The organism is Undibacterium pigrum, assembly GCF_003201815.1.
GTDB lineage: Bacteria > Pseudomonadota > Gammaproteobacteria > Burkholderiales > Burkholderiaceae_D > Undibacterium > Undibacterium pigrum.
Genome location: NZ_QJKB01000007.1, coordinates 163196 through 183054 on the forward strand (window position 1 = coordinate 163196; position 19859 = coordinate 183054).

Consider the following 19859-nt stretch of genomic DNA (forward strand, 5'->3'; position numbering starts at 1 on the left):
CTATGAGAAAATTCTTGTAAAGTTAAGCTTCATGATAAGTTTGCTTGTTTGTATCTGTGCGATTGCAGCCGTGTTGGCAGTGCTTGGGTATTATCTGTGGTTTGTAGTTGGTTTTTGGGCAAATTTTAATTTTAAAGTCTGTCCAAATTGCGGAAGCAGGAAGTCACGTTTTCTTAAATTTGCGCGTTTAAAAAATGCCACTACCCTTAGTGCTTTTTGTTGCAAGAAATGTTTGACGGAGTTTGTAATTCTCGAAGGGGTCACTCAAATTCGTAAGGTCGATACTTTCAAAGACGACATCGACGAATGTGAAAATTAGCGCGTAGAGTATGCGTTATAACGCACCGATTTCACCATAGCCACCATCCTCGCTCTACCGTCAAAGCCGGTGCGTTACAACGCGCCCTGTCTGGCTACATTTCGCCAGACAGGCAATCACAAGAACGAACAGCACTACACCGTCCACCATGACGACACGGCCTATGGCGCCATTGTATCCACCAACCATCGTCGCAATTGCCAGGAAGGAGATGACGCTGAGCAGCCCGGTAGCCAGGGCGAGCCATTGCATTTCTGACTTTGCCGCGGCCCACAACATGAACACACCAGACATGCCAAACAGCACGGCCCGGTGGCGCAGCAAGATTTCCGTATCGGGGCCGTTGATGTTGATACCGTACAAGGCGGCAAGCTGCGTCTGTCCCAGGCATCCTGCGACAGGTGCCAGATGTACTAATCCGGCCACGACCAGACCAGCCGAGACAACATGGGAAAGTGAAAAATTCATGACGCTGCCCTCATTAAATATAACAGCGATCATAGACGTATCATGAGATGTGGCAATTACCTCAAAGGTAAAATCAAACCAGAAAATTGCTGGCTTGCAGGTATGGCAAGCAGAGCATAATTACCCACGAGCAAGTTGATTTCAGCGCTTATCTTGAGGGGCCGTGCTTGCTGTGACGGCTGTTACTTTGCTGCCTGCCCCCTGTGTTGTTATTCTCACTTTTTCATTGCATCAATGGTGGTCAGGAGTATATTGCTGTTATCAACCCATGTGCATCAAGGTGGTCGCTCATGCCCAGCATTAATATTTTCCACGAAAATGTCGCAGAGAAACTGACAGCTTTGCCACTGCTGGCCGATGGCCTCCATGTTGCGCAGAGCTCGTCTGGCCTGATCAAAAGCGCGCCTGCTGCTACCAGTAACGTCAACACCATCAATGGCACTAATGGCAATGACACGCTGACGGGCACGGCCGGTAATGACATCATCAATGGCCTGGCGGGTGACGACAGTGTGCGCGGTGCTGGCGGCAGCGATATTTTGTACGGCGGTGACGGTACTGATACAGCGTTTTTCACTGGCAGCATGGCTGACTATAGCTTCAGTTATGACGCCAGCACCAGCAGCTATACCGTGACTGACAAAGTCAGTGGTCGCGACGGTGTTGATACTTTATTTTCGATAGAGTTACTGTCATTTTCTGATGTGGTCAATATCCGCCCCGGCTTGTTGATTCCCATGCCCAGTCTCACGATCAATGGCGGCCCTTACAATGACTATCTGCAAGGCACTTCGGGCAATAACACCATCAACGGGATGGGTGACAATGACACCCTGGTCGGCGCTGCGGGTGACGACAGCCTCTATGGTGGCGACGGTAACGATACCGCAAAATACACTGGCAATGCGGGTGATTACACTGTCACTTATAACGAGGCCAGCGGCAATTTTATTATCCAGGACAAAACCAGTAACCGTGACGGCACTGACACTTTATCTTCGATAGAGTTGCTAAGTTTTGCTGATGGCAACCGCAGCCCAACCAGCATGCTGACCAGCACACTTATTGGCATCACCATCAATGGCAGCACGGCCAGTGAAGTGCTGACTGGGACGGCAGGCATAGACTATTTGTATGGCTTTGCTGGCAGGGACACGCTGACGGGCGGTGCTGGGAATGATTTGCTGGCTGGCGGGGATGATCTGGATATGGCCAGCTTTAGCGGCTCGCGTGCTGGTTACAGCATTAGCAAAAGCAAGGATGGCCAGTCATGGACCATTACCGATCTGGTGGGCAGCGATGGCACTGACCAGCTCATAGGCATAGAACGTCTGCAATTCAAGGACCAGGCGCTGGCGCTCGATATCAATGGCACGGCAGGGCAAATGTACCGCTTGTATCAGGCAGCTTTTGACCGCAAGCCTGATCTGGTGGGCCTTGGTTACTGGATCAATGATATGGACAAGGGGGCCAGCCTGACCCTGGTGGCGGCTGGCTTTTTTCTGTCACCTGAATTTCAGAAGCTATACGGCGTTGCACCCAGTAACGCGACCCTGGTCGGCAATTTCTATCAAAATGTCTTGCACCGCGCGCCTGACCAGTCAGGTTTTGATTATTGGCTCAACCAGCTCAACACCGGCAAAATCAGCGCAGCCGGTGTGCTGGCCAGTTTTTGCGACAGCCCAGAAAACCAGGCACTGGTCGCTGCCTCCATACAGAACGGCATAGACTACACGCTCTGGCTGGCTTAGTATGTTTTGCTTGTTCGTTTTACTTATTCAGTGCGTTTGGATCATATGATTTGACCAGCTAAGCTCGTGCTGGTGCAAGCTGATCCTGAACGTCAAACCATTCCTCCATCGCCTTTAGTGCGCTGTCGTTCGACGGAATAAATGCATGGCTTGCCGATACCGGGACCGAGACAGGAATCGACATCGGGACCGACAGCGCAAGTGAGGATGGAATGGCTTCTTCAGCGGCAACCATGCCATCGTGCGGAAAACCAAATCCAAAGAAAAATCCAAAAGCGCCCAGCCATGGCCATGTGCCATAAACATGCGTAGTTGGAATATCCAGCATGGGTACTTTACTCATGCTGTCTTCGTCAGCAGCAAACTGGCCGCATTCGCCGGTCATGAGCTGATAGATTTTCCAGTTACGCAATCTGCTGGCTAGCCGCATGGCGCGTAGTGGGGACGCCAGCAAGACGACACGCTCTGGTTGCAATTTGAGTTCTCGCAACTGTGCATTAAGGCTTCTGAGAAGTACGCCACCAAAGGAGTAGCCCACGGCATGATAGCTGCCTGCACGCGCCACGCTGGAAAGAAATTCGATGAGATTCTTTTTGATATCATCAAGGGGCTGCGATGACACACGGTAGTCAAAACATCGTACCGTGTACCCGCGCTTTTCAAAATAGCGGACAAACTTGCCGCGCATATAGCGCTTGCCACCGACTCCATCAATAAAAACAATCTGGCGGGTACTGCTGTTCATGCGAACACTCCATTAAGATTTGAGTATATTTTCAAGCACATACTGCAGGGCTTATCACGATGCTAAGTATGTGCAAAACCAGATTTTGCAGAACGGCCACGCTGACGAGAGCTAATTGTACTGCGCGGCCGGCACCAGCTTTTCTGGCGATGAGTTGAACTTATGCCTGCAAATCGAAGAAATTGACTGAATAGTTGTTGCCAGTCAGTTTGACGATGATGTCGCCATTGTCGACAGTTGTGCCGTTGAAGTGTTCATACACGTAGGTTCCGGCAGCTGCGCCGCTAGCGACCTTGACCACGAATGCCTTGTAGTCATGGTCGCTGAGCTTACCGGCACTGCTGGCAATATTGCCCGCCAAGCTATTGAAGTCTGCAGTGGCGATGTTGATGGTTTCCATGGATGTTGGACGGGCCCCTGTATGTAATACAGCTTTGCCATTACCGGATTTTAAGTTGTCTACGGTGATCAGTTTGGAAGCCATATTGCCAATGGTAGAACTTGCCACCGCTATGTTGTAAATGGCGTTGCTAAATGTAGGCAATAGTATGGTTTCCAGCCCGGCACTGCCGGTCAGGTTGAGGTTGCCTAATTGCGCAGCACTGATAACGACATTGCCTGCACCTGTCAGTGTCACTGCATTAGTGCCATGCCCTAACAGATTGAGCTCAGTAGCATGAGTTGCAGAAGTGTTCAGTGTCAGCGAGCGAGAATTATCCATATAGATGGCCACGTCACCTGCACCGCTGGTCTCGGTGATGGTCGTGTTTGCATCTGCAACACTGATCATGAGGGCGGTATCTGGACTGATCGTCAGATTTTCTGCTGCTGACAGTGCAACCCAGGTAAAGTTTTTAAGCATGGCCGCGCCCAGGGTCGCGTTACCGGCATCAGTAATGATCAGTTTATTGCCGAAGGGGCCAATGGTCCTGTCAATCGAGGTGCCCTTGATAGTATGTTCCAGGCTGATCACCGCGCCTTCGAGGTTGGCATGAGTGCTGCTGATATATACATAGTCGCCGCTCTTCGTCAGTTGCCTGACCACCTGATTTGGTGCTCCCAGCGTCACACCTGCCATGTCTGAAACATATAGATTAAGCGTTTGCGGGATATTCCCCAGGCGTATTGAGTCCGAGGTCTTATAGTCGTTGATGATGCTGAACTGATTCAGGAATGGATCAGGGCTGACAATCTGCAAATCGCCGCCATGCAAATTCAATGTGGTAACGCCTGTCACGATCGCTGGGTGGACCACATTGCCTGCATAATTGGTGACGGTCAATACATCCGTACCGCCATTGCCCTTGATGGTGGTGCCGCTCGTCAACAGGACGTCATTTGTTGCCAGGAAGGTGTTGTTGCCGCTAGTCCCCAGGTTTTCTACACCGCGCTTGACTGTGATGGATAAAGTCGCCGGATCAGGCATGGCCGTGAAAGTGGCATTCACCTTGGCCGCTGCGGCTGTGGCAGAAGCTGCATCAGTAACGCCTGCCAGCCAGATTTTGGCGAGATCAAAGGCGTTACCGTTGGCCTGGCTATAAGTGGCTTGCAAAGATGTGCTTGCCGCCATTTTGCTGGTAAAACCGTTGGCAGCGACCAGCTTGGCGGTGACGCAGGCAGCATCTGGCCCGGTGGCCCCAGCCAGGATAGCAATGGCGGCCTGGCCGATGGTGAAGGTGCCATTTTCGATTTGCCCTATCCAGTAAGCCAGTCCTGCTGAGTCGGCATCATGATTGAACAAGTTGTTAAACAGGGCATTGACTGTCTGTTTTGTCGAGAAATTCGCATAAATACTGGCGTATTCGACCTGCTTCGAAAACGACTGGGCAATTTGCACTGCCGCAAGATTGGTCTGTGACCAGTAAGCCAGGCCTGCAACATCGGCAGGACGGTTGAAATAAGCGATGTAAAGGTTTTGGATGTCGTTGACGCTTGCCATTGAGAATTCTTACAGAAAAAATATAATGGGGAAGTGAGCAGTTTTCTTGCCTGACTTGTGACAGGACGCTCACCTAAAAAGCCTGAAAAAGTTTGATTCAGATTGAAGTGAGTCGCACAATTTTGTTCATATGAAGGGAGACAATAAGGCGGCATTCATCTCAAGGCAGTTTCGGACGGAAATGCTGGATAGTGGCATTGAACAAAGTGGAGGCTTTCGATCTGTCTGGCCCGCACACCAGAGTGAAGTTAAGAATTTTACGTGGCGTTACATATCCCAGGTACACGAACATGTGATCACCAGGAACCGCGGCAGCGTAGCTTAATTCCAGCCCTACACCGCCTGAATGTGCATGGATACTGCGTTGAATTACTTCGACCCGTGCTGGAAATTGTTGTTCGTGCACAGATAAGCGGCTCTCCACGCACCTCTCTGCTACCGCTTGCGCTTTCGAAGGCGGGATGTCATAAAAGTCTGCACTGATAATAATCGATGCATCTTCAATGCCGGATTGAAACGTGATGGTGTTGCTCTCTGTACTTGGGACAGGTTTCCAGTGTACCGGTAGATCAATTAAAAATTCGTTATAAGAATATTCAATCAATTTTTGAACTGGTTTTGCTGGTGAGGTAAACGAAAATGAGTAGTTGACTGCCATAGCGATAAGTTCCTGTCGTAACGACGATGTGACAGGATCGACGTTATGCATGTAAACAACGTCAAAATACCACTCGACGATTTTTGTCGACAATTATACCAATGAAAGATTGAGGTCATATCCGCGACCAGGCACTCCTCTGAATTGGATGCGATCAATAAAGCCTGGTCTATCATGAGCGCACCGAGGTTTCCCAGAGATGCGCGTATTTCTTGTCAGGCAAAAATATACACATTCACTTTTGATGCGGAATCCAGGAACTGGATTTTTTCTTTCTCTCGTTTTGCGGTTTTGCTTTCTGATGCTTATCCCGTTTCCCTTTCCAGTTTCCAGTGCCTTGAGGCTTGTGCGCGACACTGAAATTTGGGGCCCAACCATCTACACGAATTTGCTCACTGGCATTAGCACTGAACACTGCCATTGCTAAAAAAATTGGAAGAACGTATCTCATTTCTATTCCTGTATTTTAAACAGAGTGTAGTAGGGGGAAAACGACTAGTGATGAATTAAACTATATTTGGATCGCATATACAATCAATTTTTGATCGTGCATGCAGACACGATGGGCTAGATGCAATTGTATGCACGCAATGAGTGAAAACGATCGTCGTTGTCGTCTCTGAGTCTGAATTGAAATAGCCCACGGTTTCTTGCTAAAGGCAAGCGGGCGCGGGCTATTTATCTGCTGCTTAGGCTGAAATTCAATATGTGGCCGGTATGTGTCTTAGCTGAGACTTACTGCGGCGGCTTGACTGTCACCGTCAGTTCACGCGAAATACCACCACGTTCGGCGCTGCCGGACTGGGTTCCTGCTCCGCGCATGCGTTGCAGGCAATATTCGCGGTCTTCTGCGGGGTGGGCATCGCAGCGGCTTTCGCGGTTACGCTGGAGCTGTTCTTCGCTCAGGGTGGTGAGTGTGCCCAGGCGGGCTTGTTGTTTGGCTGCACCGGCTTCGCGCAGGCAGGTTTCTTTTGCCTGATTGGTCTGGCCCTTGTTACAGAGGCTGCGTTCATACTCGTAACGTGCGCTGGCACTGGTATCCTGGCGATCTGCCGCCATGCAGGTGCTGGCCAGTACAAAGGATGACATGATGCCCGCAATCAAGCCTGCGGTTTTTCTGCCCGCAGGCAAGCTAAAAATGTGAGTGGGAATAGGGGTGGTTTTGGTTTGATCTAGTTTCATGGCATGGCCTCACTGAAATTATAAAGATGTTGTCTATGCGGGCATGATGAGGGCATGATTGCATTGCCATCCAGCCTGCAATTATCTTGTCACTGTCCTGAGTGTAGTCTTCATAGCCCCATGCTTCTGCGTGTTAGCGCACATTCGCCAATAATTCTTTGCGGCACCAGCTGGATGATCAACTGTGACTTCAAGTATCATATCCGCAACTATACTGCTGATGCCTGCACATGTCAGCCTTATTGAAGTACGTCAATATTCTTTATCAAACCACATCAGAAAGATAAAAACCATGAAGCTTGCCACGCCTATCCAATTTGCCGCCTTGTTGCTGGGAACGGTGTTGCACCAAGGCAGCCAGGCACAACAAAGCACGGTCTTTGGCAAAAAAATGCCAGCCACGGGGCAGGCATTGCAAGACTTTGTTCCATCCGGCTGGAAGGTGGAAAACCAGGTCAGCGGTGACCTCAATGCGGATGGCGTGGCCGACATTGCCGCCGTGCTGGTAGAGGGCAAGAACACGGCGGATGACAGGCAGCGTGGCCTGATCGTGTTAAGCGCGAGCACTGGCAAGGGATATAGCGTATTGGGCAGTAACGGCAAACTATTGCAATGTCAGGGTTGCGGCGGCATCAAGGATGGCGTCAACCTTACCATTAAGAACGGCGTGCTGATCGTCAGCCAGTATAGTGGTTCACGTGAATACTCGGTCTACACCTGGCGCTTCCGCCTCGACGCAGCCAGCCAGCGCCTGCAAATGATAGGCATAGATGAAGAAGAGGCTGATGGCATGGTAGGCAAGGGTGCTACCGTCAGCACCAACTTGCTGACAGGCCAGCAAATCACTGAAAGCTATCAGTATGACGAAAAGCGTGATCGTAAAGTGATACTCAGTTCCAAAAAAGCTAAAGTCGCAAAAAGCGTGACTTTGCTTGAGGATGCGGTTGGGAGTCAATAAGCGAGCAACTACGATTTGTTGCACTTATCGTGTCCACACTGGCGCAATAATTTTGAAATTTTTTTAAGAAGGAGCACTCGCATGAGCGAGAAGCTTTTGAGGTTTGTTGAGGAATTCCTTGCGACCGAGTCGAATGCAGAAGTTTTTGCTGATGAATTCATTAAGCGATGGAAAAAGGAGGGCGCCAGTGGACTCGCACTTTCTGATAATCCGCAATTGAGCGAAGTATTATCCAGCACTTTTTGTCTAGCTGATATGTACAATCCAGATGCAGATCGTGAAAGCTATGAGTTGGACGAACACAAGTTAAGGGTAGAAATCAGGAAATTGATTGACGGGATTCTGCTTAGATCAAGCGCGTGAACTACAGACGCCATATCAATATACTCCAGCCTTGATAAAAGAAATCTTATGCAAACACCCCCATACATACCAGACGAAAAAATAGTCGAAGAATTACGAAGACTAAAATCTCTGGGACACCCGCCGTCTGCTTTGCTAAAGTATTTAAAAGGTGAACTTTCTGGAGCGTATTTTATTAAATATTTCAGAGCCGCATTTGGCATGTCTTTAAAGGCAGCGAAACCTGTAGCAGGTTGGTTGGCTATGGGGCTTTCAGATGAAAGAGTTGATCAATTCATTTCTGAGGAATGGTAAATGGATTCCAGATTACCTTTGCTTTCAATCAGAGAAATTCAGGCTGGACTCAATAAAGAGTTTGAGCATCTCGAACCAGAGTTAAGTGGATATCGCCTGCTGGAAGGTAATCTCCAATCAAGACATCTGCTTGATTTGGAACGTGATCTTTCTATCAAATTGCCTGAAGATTTTCGGCTGCTTATTTCGGAATTCGATTTTGGAAATTTAACTATTGGTCCAGTCAGTTTTGGTTTCTCTTGCGACTATGCAGATATGCTGCTGGAATTGAATACAAAGCTAAGATGGTGGGGCCCTGGTGCACGCCCAGAATCAATGATAATGGTGGCGAACTCGGATCCATTTGCAATTATGCTAGATGTTGGTAGCGGGCATGTGCTGGCAACGGATGCTGAATTGGGTTATGAAAGAGCTACTCTCATTGCAAGAAATTTTTCTTCCTTTTTTGCTGGCCTTGGAACGACTGTTTTATTACGGAATCAGACTGAAAATAAGAAAGAATTGGCACAACGAATTGCCAATGAAATAGGTAGTGATGACTTGGAGTTTTGGAATTTTTTGATGCGATAAACCCTCGTCTTTATAAATTCCCCCGTTTGCCATTTGCCAAACGGGGGGATCAAGCGCTTTAGTTAAAACTGGCAGAGCTGGTATTTGTATTTGTCAGCGTCTGGGTTTTGAAGTTGATGGTGAAGCGGTCGCTGGGTTTGCCTGAGCCCAGTCCTTTGAGGATGCTGAATACTTGCTTGAACTGGTTTTGGAAAAGCACGTTGACAGCATTCTGGTCTGATGGTTTTCCATCCAGCATGCTGATCGCCGCCGGACTGGTCGGGAAGGCGTTCATCAACACTTTGTATTGCTTGACGCGGTCTGTGCCCATGTCACGCAGGGCCAGTTCGCCTGCATAGACGGTACGGTGGAAGTCGCCATAGAATTCATAGGCAGTGATCTTGGCAAAGTCATCCAGTTTGTAACCTGCTGCGGTGGCCAGTTGTGTGGCTTTAGTAGTAGCCAGTGTCCAGTCGGCAGTCAATTGGCTGGCTGAGACAGGCGTACCACTGCTGCTGCCTTTGGACATGCAAGTGGCAGTCAGTGGCAAGACGCCGGGGATGTCTTTCAATTGCGCGAAGGTGACCTGGGTTTGCAATTGCGACAGGATCAGCATCTGTTTGCCATCAAGGCTGGTGGCGGCTTCTTTCATTTCGCAAGGCCAGTATTCATCCATGAAGCGCAGGCGTGACAGTTCACCAAAATAAAAGCGGGTAAATTCGCCATAGGATTTGGTGGCGAGGATATCCTTGCTCCAGCGTTTGCTGACATCAGCGGCTAGGCTGCTGTTTTGCAGATAGTCGTACTCTGTCTGGTAATACTTGAAGAGTTCGTTATAGCGTGCGACATTGTTGAGGGACACGGTTTCAATATCAACTGTATCCTGGTCCTTGTATTTGACGATTTTGTAGGCGGCACCATATACAGCCAGTGAGGGCGACTGTACATTGACGAAGTAATTGCCTGCGGTGTCTTTGTAATCATTGCTGCCATTAAAGTGCATGTGGCCGCCCATGTGCAATTGCATGCCGGTGCCTGCCAGTGCGCTGGTGGTTGCCTGCTCAGGCACACGTGCCACCTGGAAGGCACCTGACTTGAAGACTGCTTTCATAGCGTCAGTCTGGTTGGCGTAAAAATCCATGGTGGGATAATGCGAGAAAGCAATCAGGCGCTTGCCCTGGGATTTTGCTCGGGCGGTGACGGTCTTGATCCATGCCAGCAAATGTTTTTTGTGCGTCAGTACCTTGTTCCAGCCTGCATTGCCAGCGCCATCAAAGCCTTTGAATGCCTTGGCATTGAGAGGGTCAAATGCGCTGTTGGGGATGTGGACATTGGCATCAATCGAGAGCAGCCAGACACCCTTGACCGGTTCTACCAGATAGCTGGAATCAATGATGCTGGTGCATTTGCTAAATGCCTTGCCCAGGGTTTTTTCGCCCTCAGCCTTGTAGCTGCCGCCTTCGCCCTCGGCGCAGATTTCAAACTGGCGATTTTTTACGTCGGCGCTGGTCAGTGCTGCATCGTAGCTGTAGGTGGCATTGGCGTAGCTGGAAAACGGCGTTTCCCAGTACACGTCGGCCTTGTTGGGCATATAGCCAAATTCACCCAGCTGGGCGATGAGTTTTTCGTAACCCATTTCCATGAGCTGGTTGGTACAGGCGACAGTGGCGTCCTGTGATTTGCAGCCGGAATAATTGATGGCATAGACTTTTTGTTCTTTGCCTTCTGCCGTCAGGAAATCATTTTTACCCGCTTCATCATCGTCATAAGGCTCATTAGGATCGTGATTGCCGGGTGCGATAAAGAAGCGCATGCCTTTGGCCTGATACTCTTTCAAGATGGCGGCAATGCCGTCGATGTTGACGGGTTGTGCATCGTCAGAATAATCGCCGGACAAGGCTACCAGTCTGATGCCGCGCGCATAAGCGTCATCCAGTGCGCCACGGAAGGCGAAGTAGTTTTCATTGAACAGGCGGGTCGAAGTCAGTTGCGCATACATGGTGCGTATGGTGGCAAATTTGCCGTCACCAGTCGGTATGCCAGAAAACTTGGCATTTTTCAGGTCACCATAAATATTTTCAAAATGCACGTCAGACATGACGGCCACCGCAGGTGTTTCAGCAATGGGTTCTGGTGTGGGTGCAGCCGCATCCTTGTTGCTGCTACAGGCGATCAATGCCAGTGGCAAACATAATGAAAGCAATTGCCTTGCAGCTTTGCCTTCGTTTGAAAAACGAAAATTCATGGTCATTCCTGTCACAGGTTCGGGGTCACACCTGGTGCATGTGCATCAGGTGGATAGAGATAGCGGCACTGGTGGCGAGGCGGAAAAGAGCAGCAATGGCCGCCTTCAGTGGCTGGAATTGTAAAGTTGCTTGATGACAAGCCTGTGACTATGCTGTTTCAGATGAAGTGTAGCGATGCTGCTTGACATAAATGCGACAGAAGTTTGATTCAAGACACTGAATTTTCAGTGCGCATGGAGAGCAAGCGACCCATACCGGCGATAAGTAGCGCTATCACCAGCATCACCCCCGCCACGATAAACGTCATTTGCATGCCAGTTGCGATTGCTTCTGGTGCAGCTATTCTGATATCGCTGCTGGCTGAGGCCCGGGCAAATACTGCACCCATCAAAGTTGCACCAGTGATGAGACCGAGGTTGCGCGAGAGGTTGAGCATGCCGGAGACAAGGCCGCGCTGTGAAGTCTGGATGTCTTGCATGACGGCGGTGTTGTTGGCCGCCTGAAACAGTTGGTAGCCGGGCGTGAGTATAGAGATGGCGATGATATAGCCAGCGATGCCGAGCAGGGCGGGCAACAGGGCGAGGGCGAATGCGCCTGCAGTCATGGCGACAAGCCCGGCGATGACAGTGGCTTGTGCGCCCAGGCGGTCAACGATGCGGCCTGCGATGACGCCGCTGCAGGCAGAGATAACAGGACCTGTCGACATGACCAGGCCCACCATGGCGTCGCTGAGTGCCAGTGCGCGTGACAGGTAAAAGGGGCCAACCACCAGCGTGGCCATCATGACGGTGGCGACCAGGATATTCATGCCCAGGCTGGTGCTAAGGGTGATGTCGCGAAACATGGCAGGGCGTATCAGTGGCGAAGCGACTTTTGTTTCTACCACTATGAACAGAGCTGCACCCAGCATGGCGGCCAGCAGCAGCGCCAGGTTGATAGCACCAAAATGCCCGCGACCCAGTGTCATGGCCAAGGCATAAGCTGCCAGGCTCAGGGCCAGCAAGAGTGTGCCGGTATGGTCAAAGCGCGGGCTGGCTTTATTACTAGCTTTGTTGCTGGCTTGCTGGTCCGGTGGCAAGTAGCGTTGCGCGAGTAGGAAGCTTGCTATGCCCAGCGGCACATTGATAAAGAAGATGGAGCGCCAGTGGAGGCTTGCTATCAGTATGCCGCCCAGCGAGGGGCCGAGTGCAGTGCCGACGGCAGACATGGTGCCCAGCAAACCCATGGCGCTGCCAGTTTTTTCTTTGCTGACGGTCTCGCTGACGAAGGCCATGGTCAGCGCCATCATGATGGCGGCCCCCAGGCCTTGCAGGGCGCGGGCGGCGATCAGCATATGCAGGGTAGGGGCGGCAGCACAGAGCATGGAAGCGATGCTGAACAGGGCTATGCCTGCCAGCAACAGGCGCTTGCGCCCCATCAGGTCGCCCAGGCGGCCGACGCTGACGATGAGAGTGGTGATGGCAAGCAGGTAGGCGATGACTACCCACTGAACTTGCTGGAATGAGGCATTGAATGCATGGGTCAGAGTTGGTAATCCCACATTGGCAATGCTGGTGCCCAGTGAAGACAGCAGCATGGACAGGGACAGGCTTGCCAATATCCAGCGTACTTTGCTGCTGTTGGCATGAGTTGTCATAGAACTGGATGCGACTTTCATTTTGTGCTGACATGGATGATGATGCCCTGATCATAAGCCTCCACCATCTATGGCGGAAGACGCACGATTTGCACTTTATTCATGCGTCTGACGCCATGTGACATGAATGCGCGTTACAATAAATGCATGTCTATCCCTGATCTCAATTTATTGATTACCCTCGATGCCGTGCTTGCCGAAGGTAGCGTGGCCCGTGCCGCAGCCAGGCTAAAGCTCAGCCCCTCGGCCATGAGCCGGGCGCTGGCACGCTTGCGCGAGACGACCGGTGACCCTTTGCTGGTCAGGGCAGGGCGTGGCCTGGTTCCTACGCCCAGGGCGCTGGAATTGCGTGAACAGGTCAGCCAGCTGGTGCAGGATGCACAGGCAGTATTGCGCCCGGCAGACAAGCTCAATCTTGCACAATTGCAGCAGGCTTTTACCCTGCGCACCAGTGATGGCTTTGTCGAAAACTTCGGCCCCGCCCTGATTGCCCGCATCGGTAAAGAAGCGCCGGGTGTACGCCTGACATTCATGCCCAAGCTGAACAAGGACAGCACGCTTTTGCGCGAAGGCACAGTCGACCTGGAAACCGGCGTGATAGGCGATGCCGTCAGCCCTGAAGTACGCACGCGCGCCTTGTTTCGTGACCGTTTTATCGGGGTCATGCGTCAGGGCCATCCGTTGAGCCAGCTTGCGATGACGCCAGCAGTGTATGCATCAGGCCAGCATGTGCTGGTGGCACGCCGCAGCCAGAGCAAGGGGCCACTGGCAGAAGCGCTCAAACCCTATGGGCTGGAGCGCGATGTCGTGACCACTGTTGGCGGTTTTTCTGCGGCCCTGGCACTGGCGCGCGCATCAGATTTGATCGCCACTGTGCCTGAAAGGCATACCGGCAATTTGCGTGCTGGCATGCATAGTTTTGCGCTGCCATTTCCAAGCCAGGAAATTACCGTATCCATGCTCTGGCACCCGCGCATGGATGCCGACCCTGCCCATCGCTGGTTACGCAATTGCGTGTGGGAAGTATGCGCAGGGCAGGATGTTGATGCCACGAGCAAACAAGCAAAAGAGGCCAGTGGGACTGCTTCCTTGTAGAATGAGCATGTTTTTACTTCACTCTACGGACGTAACAGTATGAAATTCTGGAAAAACGTCGCATTCCTGGCATGTATGGGCGTGGCTGGTCTGGCCTGTGCCTCAGCCGCCGCAACTGTCGCAACTATTCAGCCCAACACCAAAGCAGGTAGCTACGTAGGGACGAGCAGCCTGCCTTGCGGTGATCTGGATGTACGCATAGAGACTTTTTGCGAGCTTGACGATGCCGGGAAAAATGGCTGTTTCCTGCAAAAGCTGAATATCCGGCACAAGCCCAGTGGCAAGGAAAAGAATAAGCTATACCTGTATGAAAATTATCAGCAAGACCGTTCCCTGATTATGAGCATGGTGTGCGTGAAAGCGCGCGGCAAGGACAGGCTGGTGCTGGAAGCCAGCAATCTGGGTAGTTGCAAGGTCTGTGAATGGGAAGATTATTTTTCTGCCGAAGGTGCGTTCCTTGGTTCCAGCCGCGCAATTCATGGCGCAACAAATTTCAAACCCAGGGCTTTGCCTGGCAATTTCTATGAAAAAAATGGGCTGCTGCTGGATAAGCAGGATCACTTTACCGAGACGGGCAGGGTGAACGTGAGTTATGTTCCAGGTAAATAAACCAGCTTAGCTGATGAGCATGAATAAAAACCGCATGAACAAGAGCGCGGACAAAGAGCAGCTTGAAGATACGGCAGGTTTTCAATTTTTTGAAACGCTGTTGTTTATCATTACTATCGCGTTGTTCTTCTTTGTCGGAGAAAAGGCAAGTATACGTTTCTCAGGCTTCGTGATGCTATTTTTTGCCTGCCGCACTTTGTTGATAAGACGTTTGCCATATGGGATAGAAGGGCAAGAGCCTATGGGTTATCTGACTGGTATTCCTGCAATTATTTCTGGACTGATCGGATTACTGCTTGCTGCCCTCATGATCTTTCGACCTGCTCAGGTGCTGGATTTTTTTCGCTAGCTGGCCTGGCGATAACACGCATCCCATTCCCATTTTCAGAGGCAATATGCCAGTTACCCCATTTCACTTTGGCCTTGGTGCTGCCCTCAAGGCCGTGGCACCACGCCATGTCAGTTTTTTGTCATTCGCTGCGGTGAATGTGTTCATTGATATCGAGTCATTTTATAACCTCATGAATGCCAGGTTTCCTGTGCATGCCTTCTTTCATACTTATCTGGGTGCACCCCTGATGGCGGGTTTCACGATCTTGCTGTTCTTGCTGGCCCGCTGGTGTGCCAGCAAGTTTTATCTGCCCAATACTTATCGCTGGCAGCAACTCAGCCTCTTGCAAGTCAGCGTGGGCGCTTTACTGGGAGCATTGTCGCACGTGGTATTTGACAGCATCATGCATGCCGATATACAGCCCCTGCACCCCTTTAGTAATGAAAATATTTTGCATGAAGCGATACCGCTGCTGTATCTGCATTTGTTGTGCGTATTGATAGGGGTGCTGGGTTTGATTGGTGTCTATGTGCGGCAGGCGGACCAGGTATGAAAAATATCCAGTGCGCATATTTGTTCTTGCACGTTCTATTTCTTCCTGCCGCATTAATAGCAAAAGAAAGCTTTGCGGCGCTTGCGGTCGTGCAGACCGAGACTTATGTACAAGAAGCGCCCGCTGGCATGGCAAGTGGATCTGTACAACTGGTGGCAGCAGGTGAAATTGTCAACATCAAAAAACGGCAGGCTGACTGGATATGGATAGTACGAAAAAACGGCCATCCAGGTGGCTGGATAAGTGCGGGGAAAGTGATTTCTCAACATCAGTTTTCACCCGTGTATAAGTGGAAAGACCCCAGCCGCATCAAAGTGGGTGGCGGTGATTATGAAGCACACTACAAGCTGCGTCGTGATGGTAGTTTTGCTGTCGAAGAAACCGCCATGCGTGGCGAGGATGGCTACCATCTTGTCAAACGATATGGACGCTTGCAACGCCATGGCAAGCTGGTATGGGCCAGGGTGGGTAATGAAACGCTCATCGCAAACAGGATATTCCTTTTGCATGTTGAGGATGGTTCATGCCAGCTTGTCGATAATATCGCTGCCTGTGACACGCATTAGATTGCATCTGGCTCGATAAGGCATAATACGACTTATATGATTCTGACATCCAGGCAATGGTAAAGGAGTTTGATGGAAAGTCATCCTATTTTATTGGCAGAGCTAATGCTCTTGTCTATCTGTGCGAGTATCAGCATTTGGGTCGAAGTTTTGCGTAGACCCGGGGGATTTTTGCCTAAAGTTTTGCTATTGTTTATTTCTGCCATCCCCGTGTTTGGCCCCATATTTTTTATCTTCATTGATGCGCCTCCTGCTTTACCCTTGTCTGAACAGGCCAGGCAATTTCCCAAGGGGACCAGTGTCTACCCTGATTTTTCCCCTTTGATGACGAGCATTAAAAGATATTTCAGTCAGCCTGGACGTGACTGAGTGACTGAGGCGCAGAGTCTGTTTTTATCAATACTCACGACTAGCCAAGCTCATAGTGCACGGATAACTGCCCCTTCTTTTCTTTTAATTTGGTAATTTTTATTTTGCCTATCTGACCGGTGGAAACCACATGTGTGCCGCCGCAGGCATGGGCAGGCAGATTGCCAAAACCTATCTTGCGTTGCCCTGCTTCCAGGCTGGTATGGCGTGGCATGTCGGCAGCTATCCAGGCATTGATTTGCTGTTCTATGTCTTCTGCAAGCAAGCTTGAGGTGGCGCCTTCGCTTTCAAAAACGACCCTGGCTTCGCCTGGCCAGTGATGTCCCTTGATGGCTTTGAAGCCTGCCTGTTCGCCATAAGATCCGATTAAATGTCCTGCTGAATGGAGCTGGGTATGGAGATGGCGTGCATCAGGAAATACCTCGATAAACGCAGGCCCCACGTCGACAGGCTGCGTGGTCAGATGAACGATCACATCGCCAGTTTGAAATACCCGGTTGACCTTGATGCCGGAGATGGTTCCGGTATCAGATGCTTGTCCGCCGCCTTGTGGATGAAACAGGGTGGCATCCAGAATGATCTCAAAATTGCCATCCTGGTCAGGTGTGCACAGGCGTACTTTGGTATTCATGCTCAGCTCGTCGCTATGGAAATAAAGGCGCTCTGTCATCATGCAAATTCTTTCTTTTGTTGGGTGTGGATGCATGTCATGCTTGCCAGCAGTTGATCGACTTCTGCTGCGGTGCTTGAAAAACTGGTGACGAAGCGGGCCACACCCGCCTCCCAGCGATCATGCAGGAAGACATAGCCTTCGCTTAATAATGCGGTCGTCATGGTCTTGGGCAAGCGGCAGAAAATTATATTTGACTGCGTATTGCCTATCAATTCTATGCAACTGATCTGGCGTAAACCATTTGCCAGACGCTGTGCCATGGTGTTGGCATGCTGGGCATTTTTTAGCCACAATTCATCCTGCAAGTAAGCATCCATCTGCGCAGACAAAAAGCGCATTTTTGAGAACAGATGGCCAGCGCGTTTGCGGCGATATCCCATCTCCGCAGCCAGGTTTTGGTCAAACAGGATGATGGCTTCTGCGCCTAGCACCCCATTTTTTGTGGCACCAAATGAGAGTGCATCGACGCCTGCTTTCCAGGTCATTTCTGCCGGTGTGCAATCCAGCGATACCAGGGCATTGGCAAAACGCGCACCATCCATATGCAAGCGCATGGATGACTCTTTGCAGACCTTGCTGATGGTGCTGATTTCCTCCAGAGTGTAGACACTGCCAATTTCAGTTGCCTGCGTGATGCTGACGGCATGCGGCTGTGTTGCATGCACGTCACCGCGCTTGAGTTTGCTGGCACTGGCGAGTTTTTCTGCATCGATCTTTGCCGCTGGCCCGTCTATCGCGATCAGCTTTGCACCATTGGTATAAAACTCCGGCGCACCACATTCATCATTGTTGATGTGGCTGCCGGGGTGACAAAAAATTGTTCCCCAGGGCGGCGACATGACGCTCAGGCACAGGGAATTTGCTGCCGTGCCCGTAGGCACCAGGAACACACTGACATCCCGTTCAAAGAGTTCACAAAATTGTCGCTCTACCCGCGCAGTGTATTCATCACCCCCGTAAGGCGTGGCGGCGCCTGCATTGCAGGCTGCAATGGCCTCCAGTATGGCTGGTGACACGCCGGCGACATTGTCACTGGCAAAATTGATGGCTGTCTGCAGTTTGTTTTCCACGATGATTTCCCTCTCATGATTGACCTGTCTGGATTTAAAAACAGGTCTTGGTGCGATCCATGATAGAGGGATGGTGGATTTCTGGATTGTAAAAAATTGACTAAAGCTGGCGATTATTTATTGGACAATAACAGAGGCAGCTTATGTAGGAGCGGCTTCAGCCGCGAATTGGACGGCACGGCAAGCTGTTCGCGGCTAAAGCCGCTCCTGCGAATCCGGTGTTTAATAAAGCTGGTAGGGGTGGCATATCCCCTCAAGCATGAATCTCCGTGCCACTCTGTGTCTCGGTGCCTCTGTGGTGAGATTTTTGGTTTTGATTTCAGGACGAGAAGCACAGATGCCAGCTTCCCCGTAGGAGCGGCTTCAGCCGCGAATTGGAGGGCAAGGCAAGCTGTTCGCGGCTGAAGCCGCTCCTACGAATCCGGCGATCAATAAAGCTGGGGCGGGGCGACATATCCCCTCAAGCATGAATCTCCGTGCCACTCTGTGTCTCGGTGCCTCTGTGGTGAGATTTTTGGTTTTGATTTCAGGACGAGAAACACAGATGCCAGCTTCCCCGTAGGAGCGGCTTCAGCCGCGAATTGGAGGACACGGCAAGCTGTTCGCGGCTAAAGCCGCTCCTACGGGATCGCCGTTTCAATAAGACGACGGTGCAACACCAAAGGCCTGCCGGAAAGCGCGGTTGAAATGGCTTTGGTCATAGAAGCCCACCATAAGAGCAACATCGGCAATGGATTGCGGGTTTTTGCACAGCAGGGCGCAGGCATATTCCAAACGCAGGCGCACCAGCCATGCATGGGGCGTCATGCCTATGCTTTGCTTGAACTGGCGCAGGAAATGAAACTGACCCAGCCCGCAGATAGCTGCCAGTTCTTCCAGGCTGATCTTTTGGGAAAGGTGGGCCACGCAGTATTCCTTGATACGCTGGAATTGTCTGGGCGAGAGGCTGCTTTTGATATCCTGGGGCTTGATTGCCCTGGATTGGGTGAATACAAACTCAAGCAGCGACAGCCATTCTGATTGTAATGCCAGAGGGGACGCCTTTTCACCCGCATGCATGGCGTCATGCAAATGCACGAGATGTGCTGCCCGCAGGGTATCCTCTATCATCGTCCCCACCAGTACTGGCTCGCGGCTGGACCCCGATAGTTCTTCCGTGACCTGGTTCAATAGTTCAACAGGCAGGCGGAATGTCTTGAGCGTATAGGCATCGCAGCCTTCACCTGTGCCATCGTGGATTTCACCGGGAGGCATCAAAACGATGCTGCCAGGCCCCAGCAATACTGAGCTGCCACGGAATTTTTGGCGTTGCACGCCTTCAGATACCAGACCTATGTGGTAGTCAAGGTGGTAGTGGCGGTCGAAGTGAAATTCCGACAACCTGCCTGCACTTAATACCAGGCCAGGTACTTCGGCGACACGCTGATAATGTATTTGATCTTTCATTCAAGCAAGCAAGAGAGTAGCTGCATGAGCATACCTGAA

Annotated in this window: 22 protein-coding genes; 11 read left to right on the forward strand and 11 right to left on the reverse strand. The window is 51.0% G+C overall.

The window, feature by feature from the left end; genetic code table 11:
• Positions 1-379: 379 nt before the first annotated feature.
• Positions 380-787, reverse strand: coding sequence for a phosphopantetheine adenylyltransferase (locus DFR42_RS19695; protein ID WP_110256906.1), 408 nt, complete (start codon positions 785-787; stop codon positions 380-382).
• A 290-nt stretch (positions 788-1077) separates the two neighbouring features.
• Here DFR42_RS19695 and DFR42_RS19700 point away from each other — a divergent pair, with 290 nt between their 5' ends.
• Positions 1078-2538, forward strand: a complete 1461-nt coding sequence (locus DFR42_RS19700) for a DUF4214 domain-containing protein (RefSeq protein ID WP_110256745.1) — start codon at positions 1078-1080, stop codon at positions 2536-2538.
• A 58-nt stretch (positions 2539-2596) separates the two neighbouring features.
• On the opposite strand, the gene DFR42_RS19705 is transcribed toward DFR42_RS19700, so the two are convergent.
• From DFR42_RS19705 to DFR42_RS19725, 5 genes are all read right to left on the reverse strand, one after another.
• A complete protein-coding gene (locus DFR42_RS19705) occupies positions 2597-3283 on the reverse strand; it encodes a lipase family protein (RefSeq protein ID WP_110256746.1) in 687 nt (228 codons plus the stop codon).
• 160 nt (positions 3284-3443) lie between these two features.
• A complete protein-coding gene (locus DFR42_RS19710; RefSeq protein WP_110256747.1) occupies positions 3444-5222 on the reverse strand; it encodes a DUF4214 domain-containing protein in 1779 nt (592 codons plus the stop codon).
• Positions 5223-5382: 160 nt separating this feature from the next.
• A complete protein-coding gene (locus DFR42_RS19715) occupies positions 5383-5931 on the reverse strand; it encodes a hypothetical protein (protein WP_170133590.1) in 549 nt (182 codons plus the stop codon).
• A 184-nt stretch (positions 5932-6115) separates the two neighbouring features.
• Complete coding sequence (locus tag DFR42_RS19720) at positions 6116-6331, reverse strand: hypothetical protein (RefSeq protein WP_110256749.1); 216 nt, start codon at positions 6329-6331, stop codon at positions 6116-6118.
• A gap of 284 nt (positions 6332-6615) precedes the next feature.
• Positions 6616-7062 carry a hypothetical protein gene (locus DFR42_RS19725; protein WP_110256750.1) on the reverse strand — a complete coding sequence of 149 codons (447 nt, stop codon included), beginning with the start codon at positions 7060-7062 and terminating at the stop codon, positions 6616-6618.
• A gap of 292 nt (positions 7063-7354) precedes the next feature.
• On the opposite strand from DFR42_RS19725, the gene DFR42_RS19730 reads away from it, so the two are divergent.
• From DFR42_RS19730 to DFR42_RS19745, 4 genes are all read left to right on the forward strand, one after another.
• Positions 7355-8020, forward strand: a complete 666-nt coding sequence (locus tag DFR42_RS19730; RefSeq protein WP_146218908.1) for a hypothetical protein — start codon at positions 7355-7357, stop codon at positions 8018-8020.
• 81 nt (positions 8021-8101) lie between these two features.
• Positions 8102-8383, forward strand: coding sequence for a colicin immunity domain-containing protein (locus DFR42_RS19735; protein WP_110256752.1), 282 nt, complete (start codon positions 8102-8104; stop codon positions 8381-8383).
• A gap of 48 nt (positions 8384-8431) precedes the next feature.
• Complete coding sequence (locus DFR42_RS19740) at positions 8432-8677, forward strand: hypothetical protein (RefSeq protein ID WP_110256753.1); 246 nt, start codon at positions 8432-8434, stop codon at positions 8675-8677.
• On the forward strand, positions 8678-9247 hold the full coding sequence (locus DFR42_RS19745) for an SMI1/KNR4 family protein (RefSeq protein ID WP_110256754.1): 570 nt from the start codon (positions 8678-8680) through the stop codon (positions 9245-9247).
• A gap of 58 nt (positions 9248-9305) precedes the next feature.
• Here DFR42_RS19745 and DFR42_RS19750 read toward each other — a convergent pair whose 3' ends face one another.
• Entirely contained in the window at positions 9306-11471 is a 2166-nt protein-coding gene (locus DFR42_RS19750; protein ID WP_211324363.1) for a metallophosphoesterase family protein, read from the reverse strand.
• Here DFR42_RS19750 and DFR42_RS29925 point away from each other — a divergent pair.
• Positions 11470-11595: a hypothetical protein gene (locus tag DFR42_RS29925; protein ID WP_281275184.1), complete on the forward strand. Its 126-nt coding sequence runs from the start codon at positions 11470-11472 to the stop codon at positions 11593-11595. The two genes, DFR42_RS19750 and DFR42_RS29925, sit on opposite strands and share 2 nt — an antisense overlap.
• A gap of 85 nt (positions 11596-11680) precedes the next feature.
• On the opposite strand, the gene DFR42_RS19760 is transcribed toward DFR42_RS29925, so the two are convergent.
• On the reverse strand, positions 11681-13108 hold the full coding sequence (locus tag DFR42_RS19760; RefSeq protein WP_245937022.1) for an MFS transporter: 1428 nt from the start codon (positions 13106-13108) through the stop codon (positions 11681-11683).
• A 147-nt stretch (positions 13109-13255) separates the two neighbouring features.
• Here DFR42_RS19760 and DFR42_RS19765 point away from each other — a divergent pair, with 147 nt between their 5' ends.
• Genes DFR42_RS19765 through DFR42_RS19785 form a run of 5 tightly spaced genes read left to right on the forward strand, consistent with a single transcriptional unit; the run spans position 13256 to position 16262 of the window.
• Complete coding sequence (locus DFR42_RS19765) at positions 13256-14203, forward strand: LysR family transcriptional regulator (RefSeq protein WP_110256907.1); 948 nt, start codon at positions 13256-13258, stop codon at positions 14201-14203.
• Positions 14204-14242: 39 nt separating this feature from the next.
• Positions 14243-14812, forward strand: a complete 570-nt coding sequence (locus tag DFR42_RS19770; RefSeq protein WP_146218909.1) for a hypothetical protein — start codon at positions 14243-14245, stop codon at positions 14810-14812.
• Positions 14813-14831: 19 nt separating this feature from the next.
• Positions 14832-15161, forward strand: a complete 330-nt coding sequence (locus DFR42_RS19775; RefSeq protein WP_146218910.1) for a hypothetical protein — start codon at positions 14832-14834, stop codon at positions 15159-15161.
• Between the two features lie 46 nt (positions 15162-15207).
• Positions 15208-15696 carry a hypothetical protein gene (locus DFR42_RS19780; protein WP_110256760.1) on the forward strand — a complete coding sequence of 163 codons (489 nt, stop codon included), beginning with the start codon at positions 15208-15210 and terminating at the stop codon, positions 15694-15696.
• Positions 15693-16262 (forward strand): hypothetical protein, encoded by a 570-nt coding sequence (locus DFR42_RS19785; RefSeq protein WP_110256761.1) that lies wholly within the window; start codon positions 15693-15695, stop codon positions 16260-16262. The genes DFR42_RS19780 and DFR42_RS19785 overlap by 4 nt, the downstream gene beginning before the upstream one ends.
• A 409-nt stretch (positions 16263-16671) precedes the next feature.
• Here the strand turns inward: DFR42_RS19785 and DFR42_RS19790 are convergent, their stop codons facing one another.
• The 3 genes from DFR42_RS19790 to DFR42_RS19800 form a co-directional block, all read right to left on the reverse strand.
• Complete coding sequence (locus DFR42_RS19790) at positions 16672-17304, reverse strand: alanyl-tRNA editing protein (RefSeq protein ID WP_245937023.1); 633 nt, start codon at positions 17302-17304, stop codon at positions 16672-16674.
• Entirely contained in the window at positions 17301-18374 is a 1074-nt protein-coding gene (locus DFR42_RS19795; protein ID WP_245937024.1) for a threonine aldolase family protein, read from the reverse strand. Before DFR42_RS19795 ends, DFR42_RS19790 begins: the two co-directional genes overlap by 4 nt.
• A gap of 636 nt (positions 18375-19010) precedes the next feature.
• Positions 19011-19820, reverse strand: a complete 810-nt coding sequence (locus DFR42_RS19800; protein WP_110256763.1) for a helix-turn-helix transcriptional regulator — start codon at positions 19818-19820, stop codon at positions 19011-19013.
• Positions 19821-19859 lie beyond the last annotated feature (39 nt).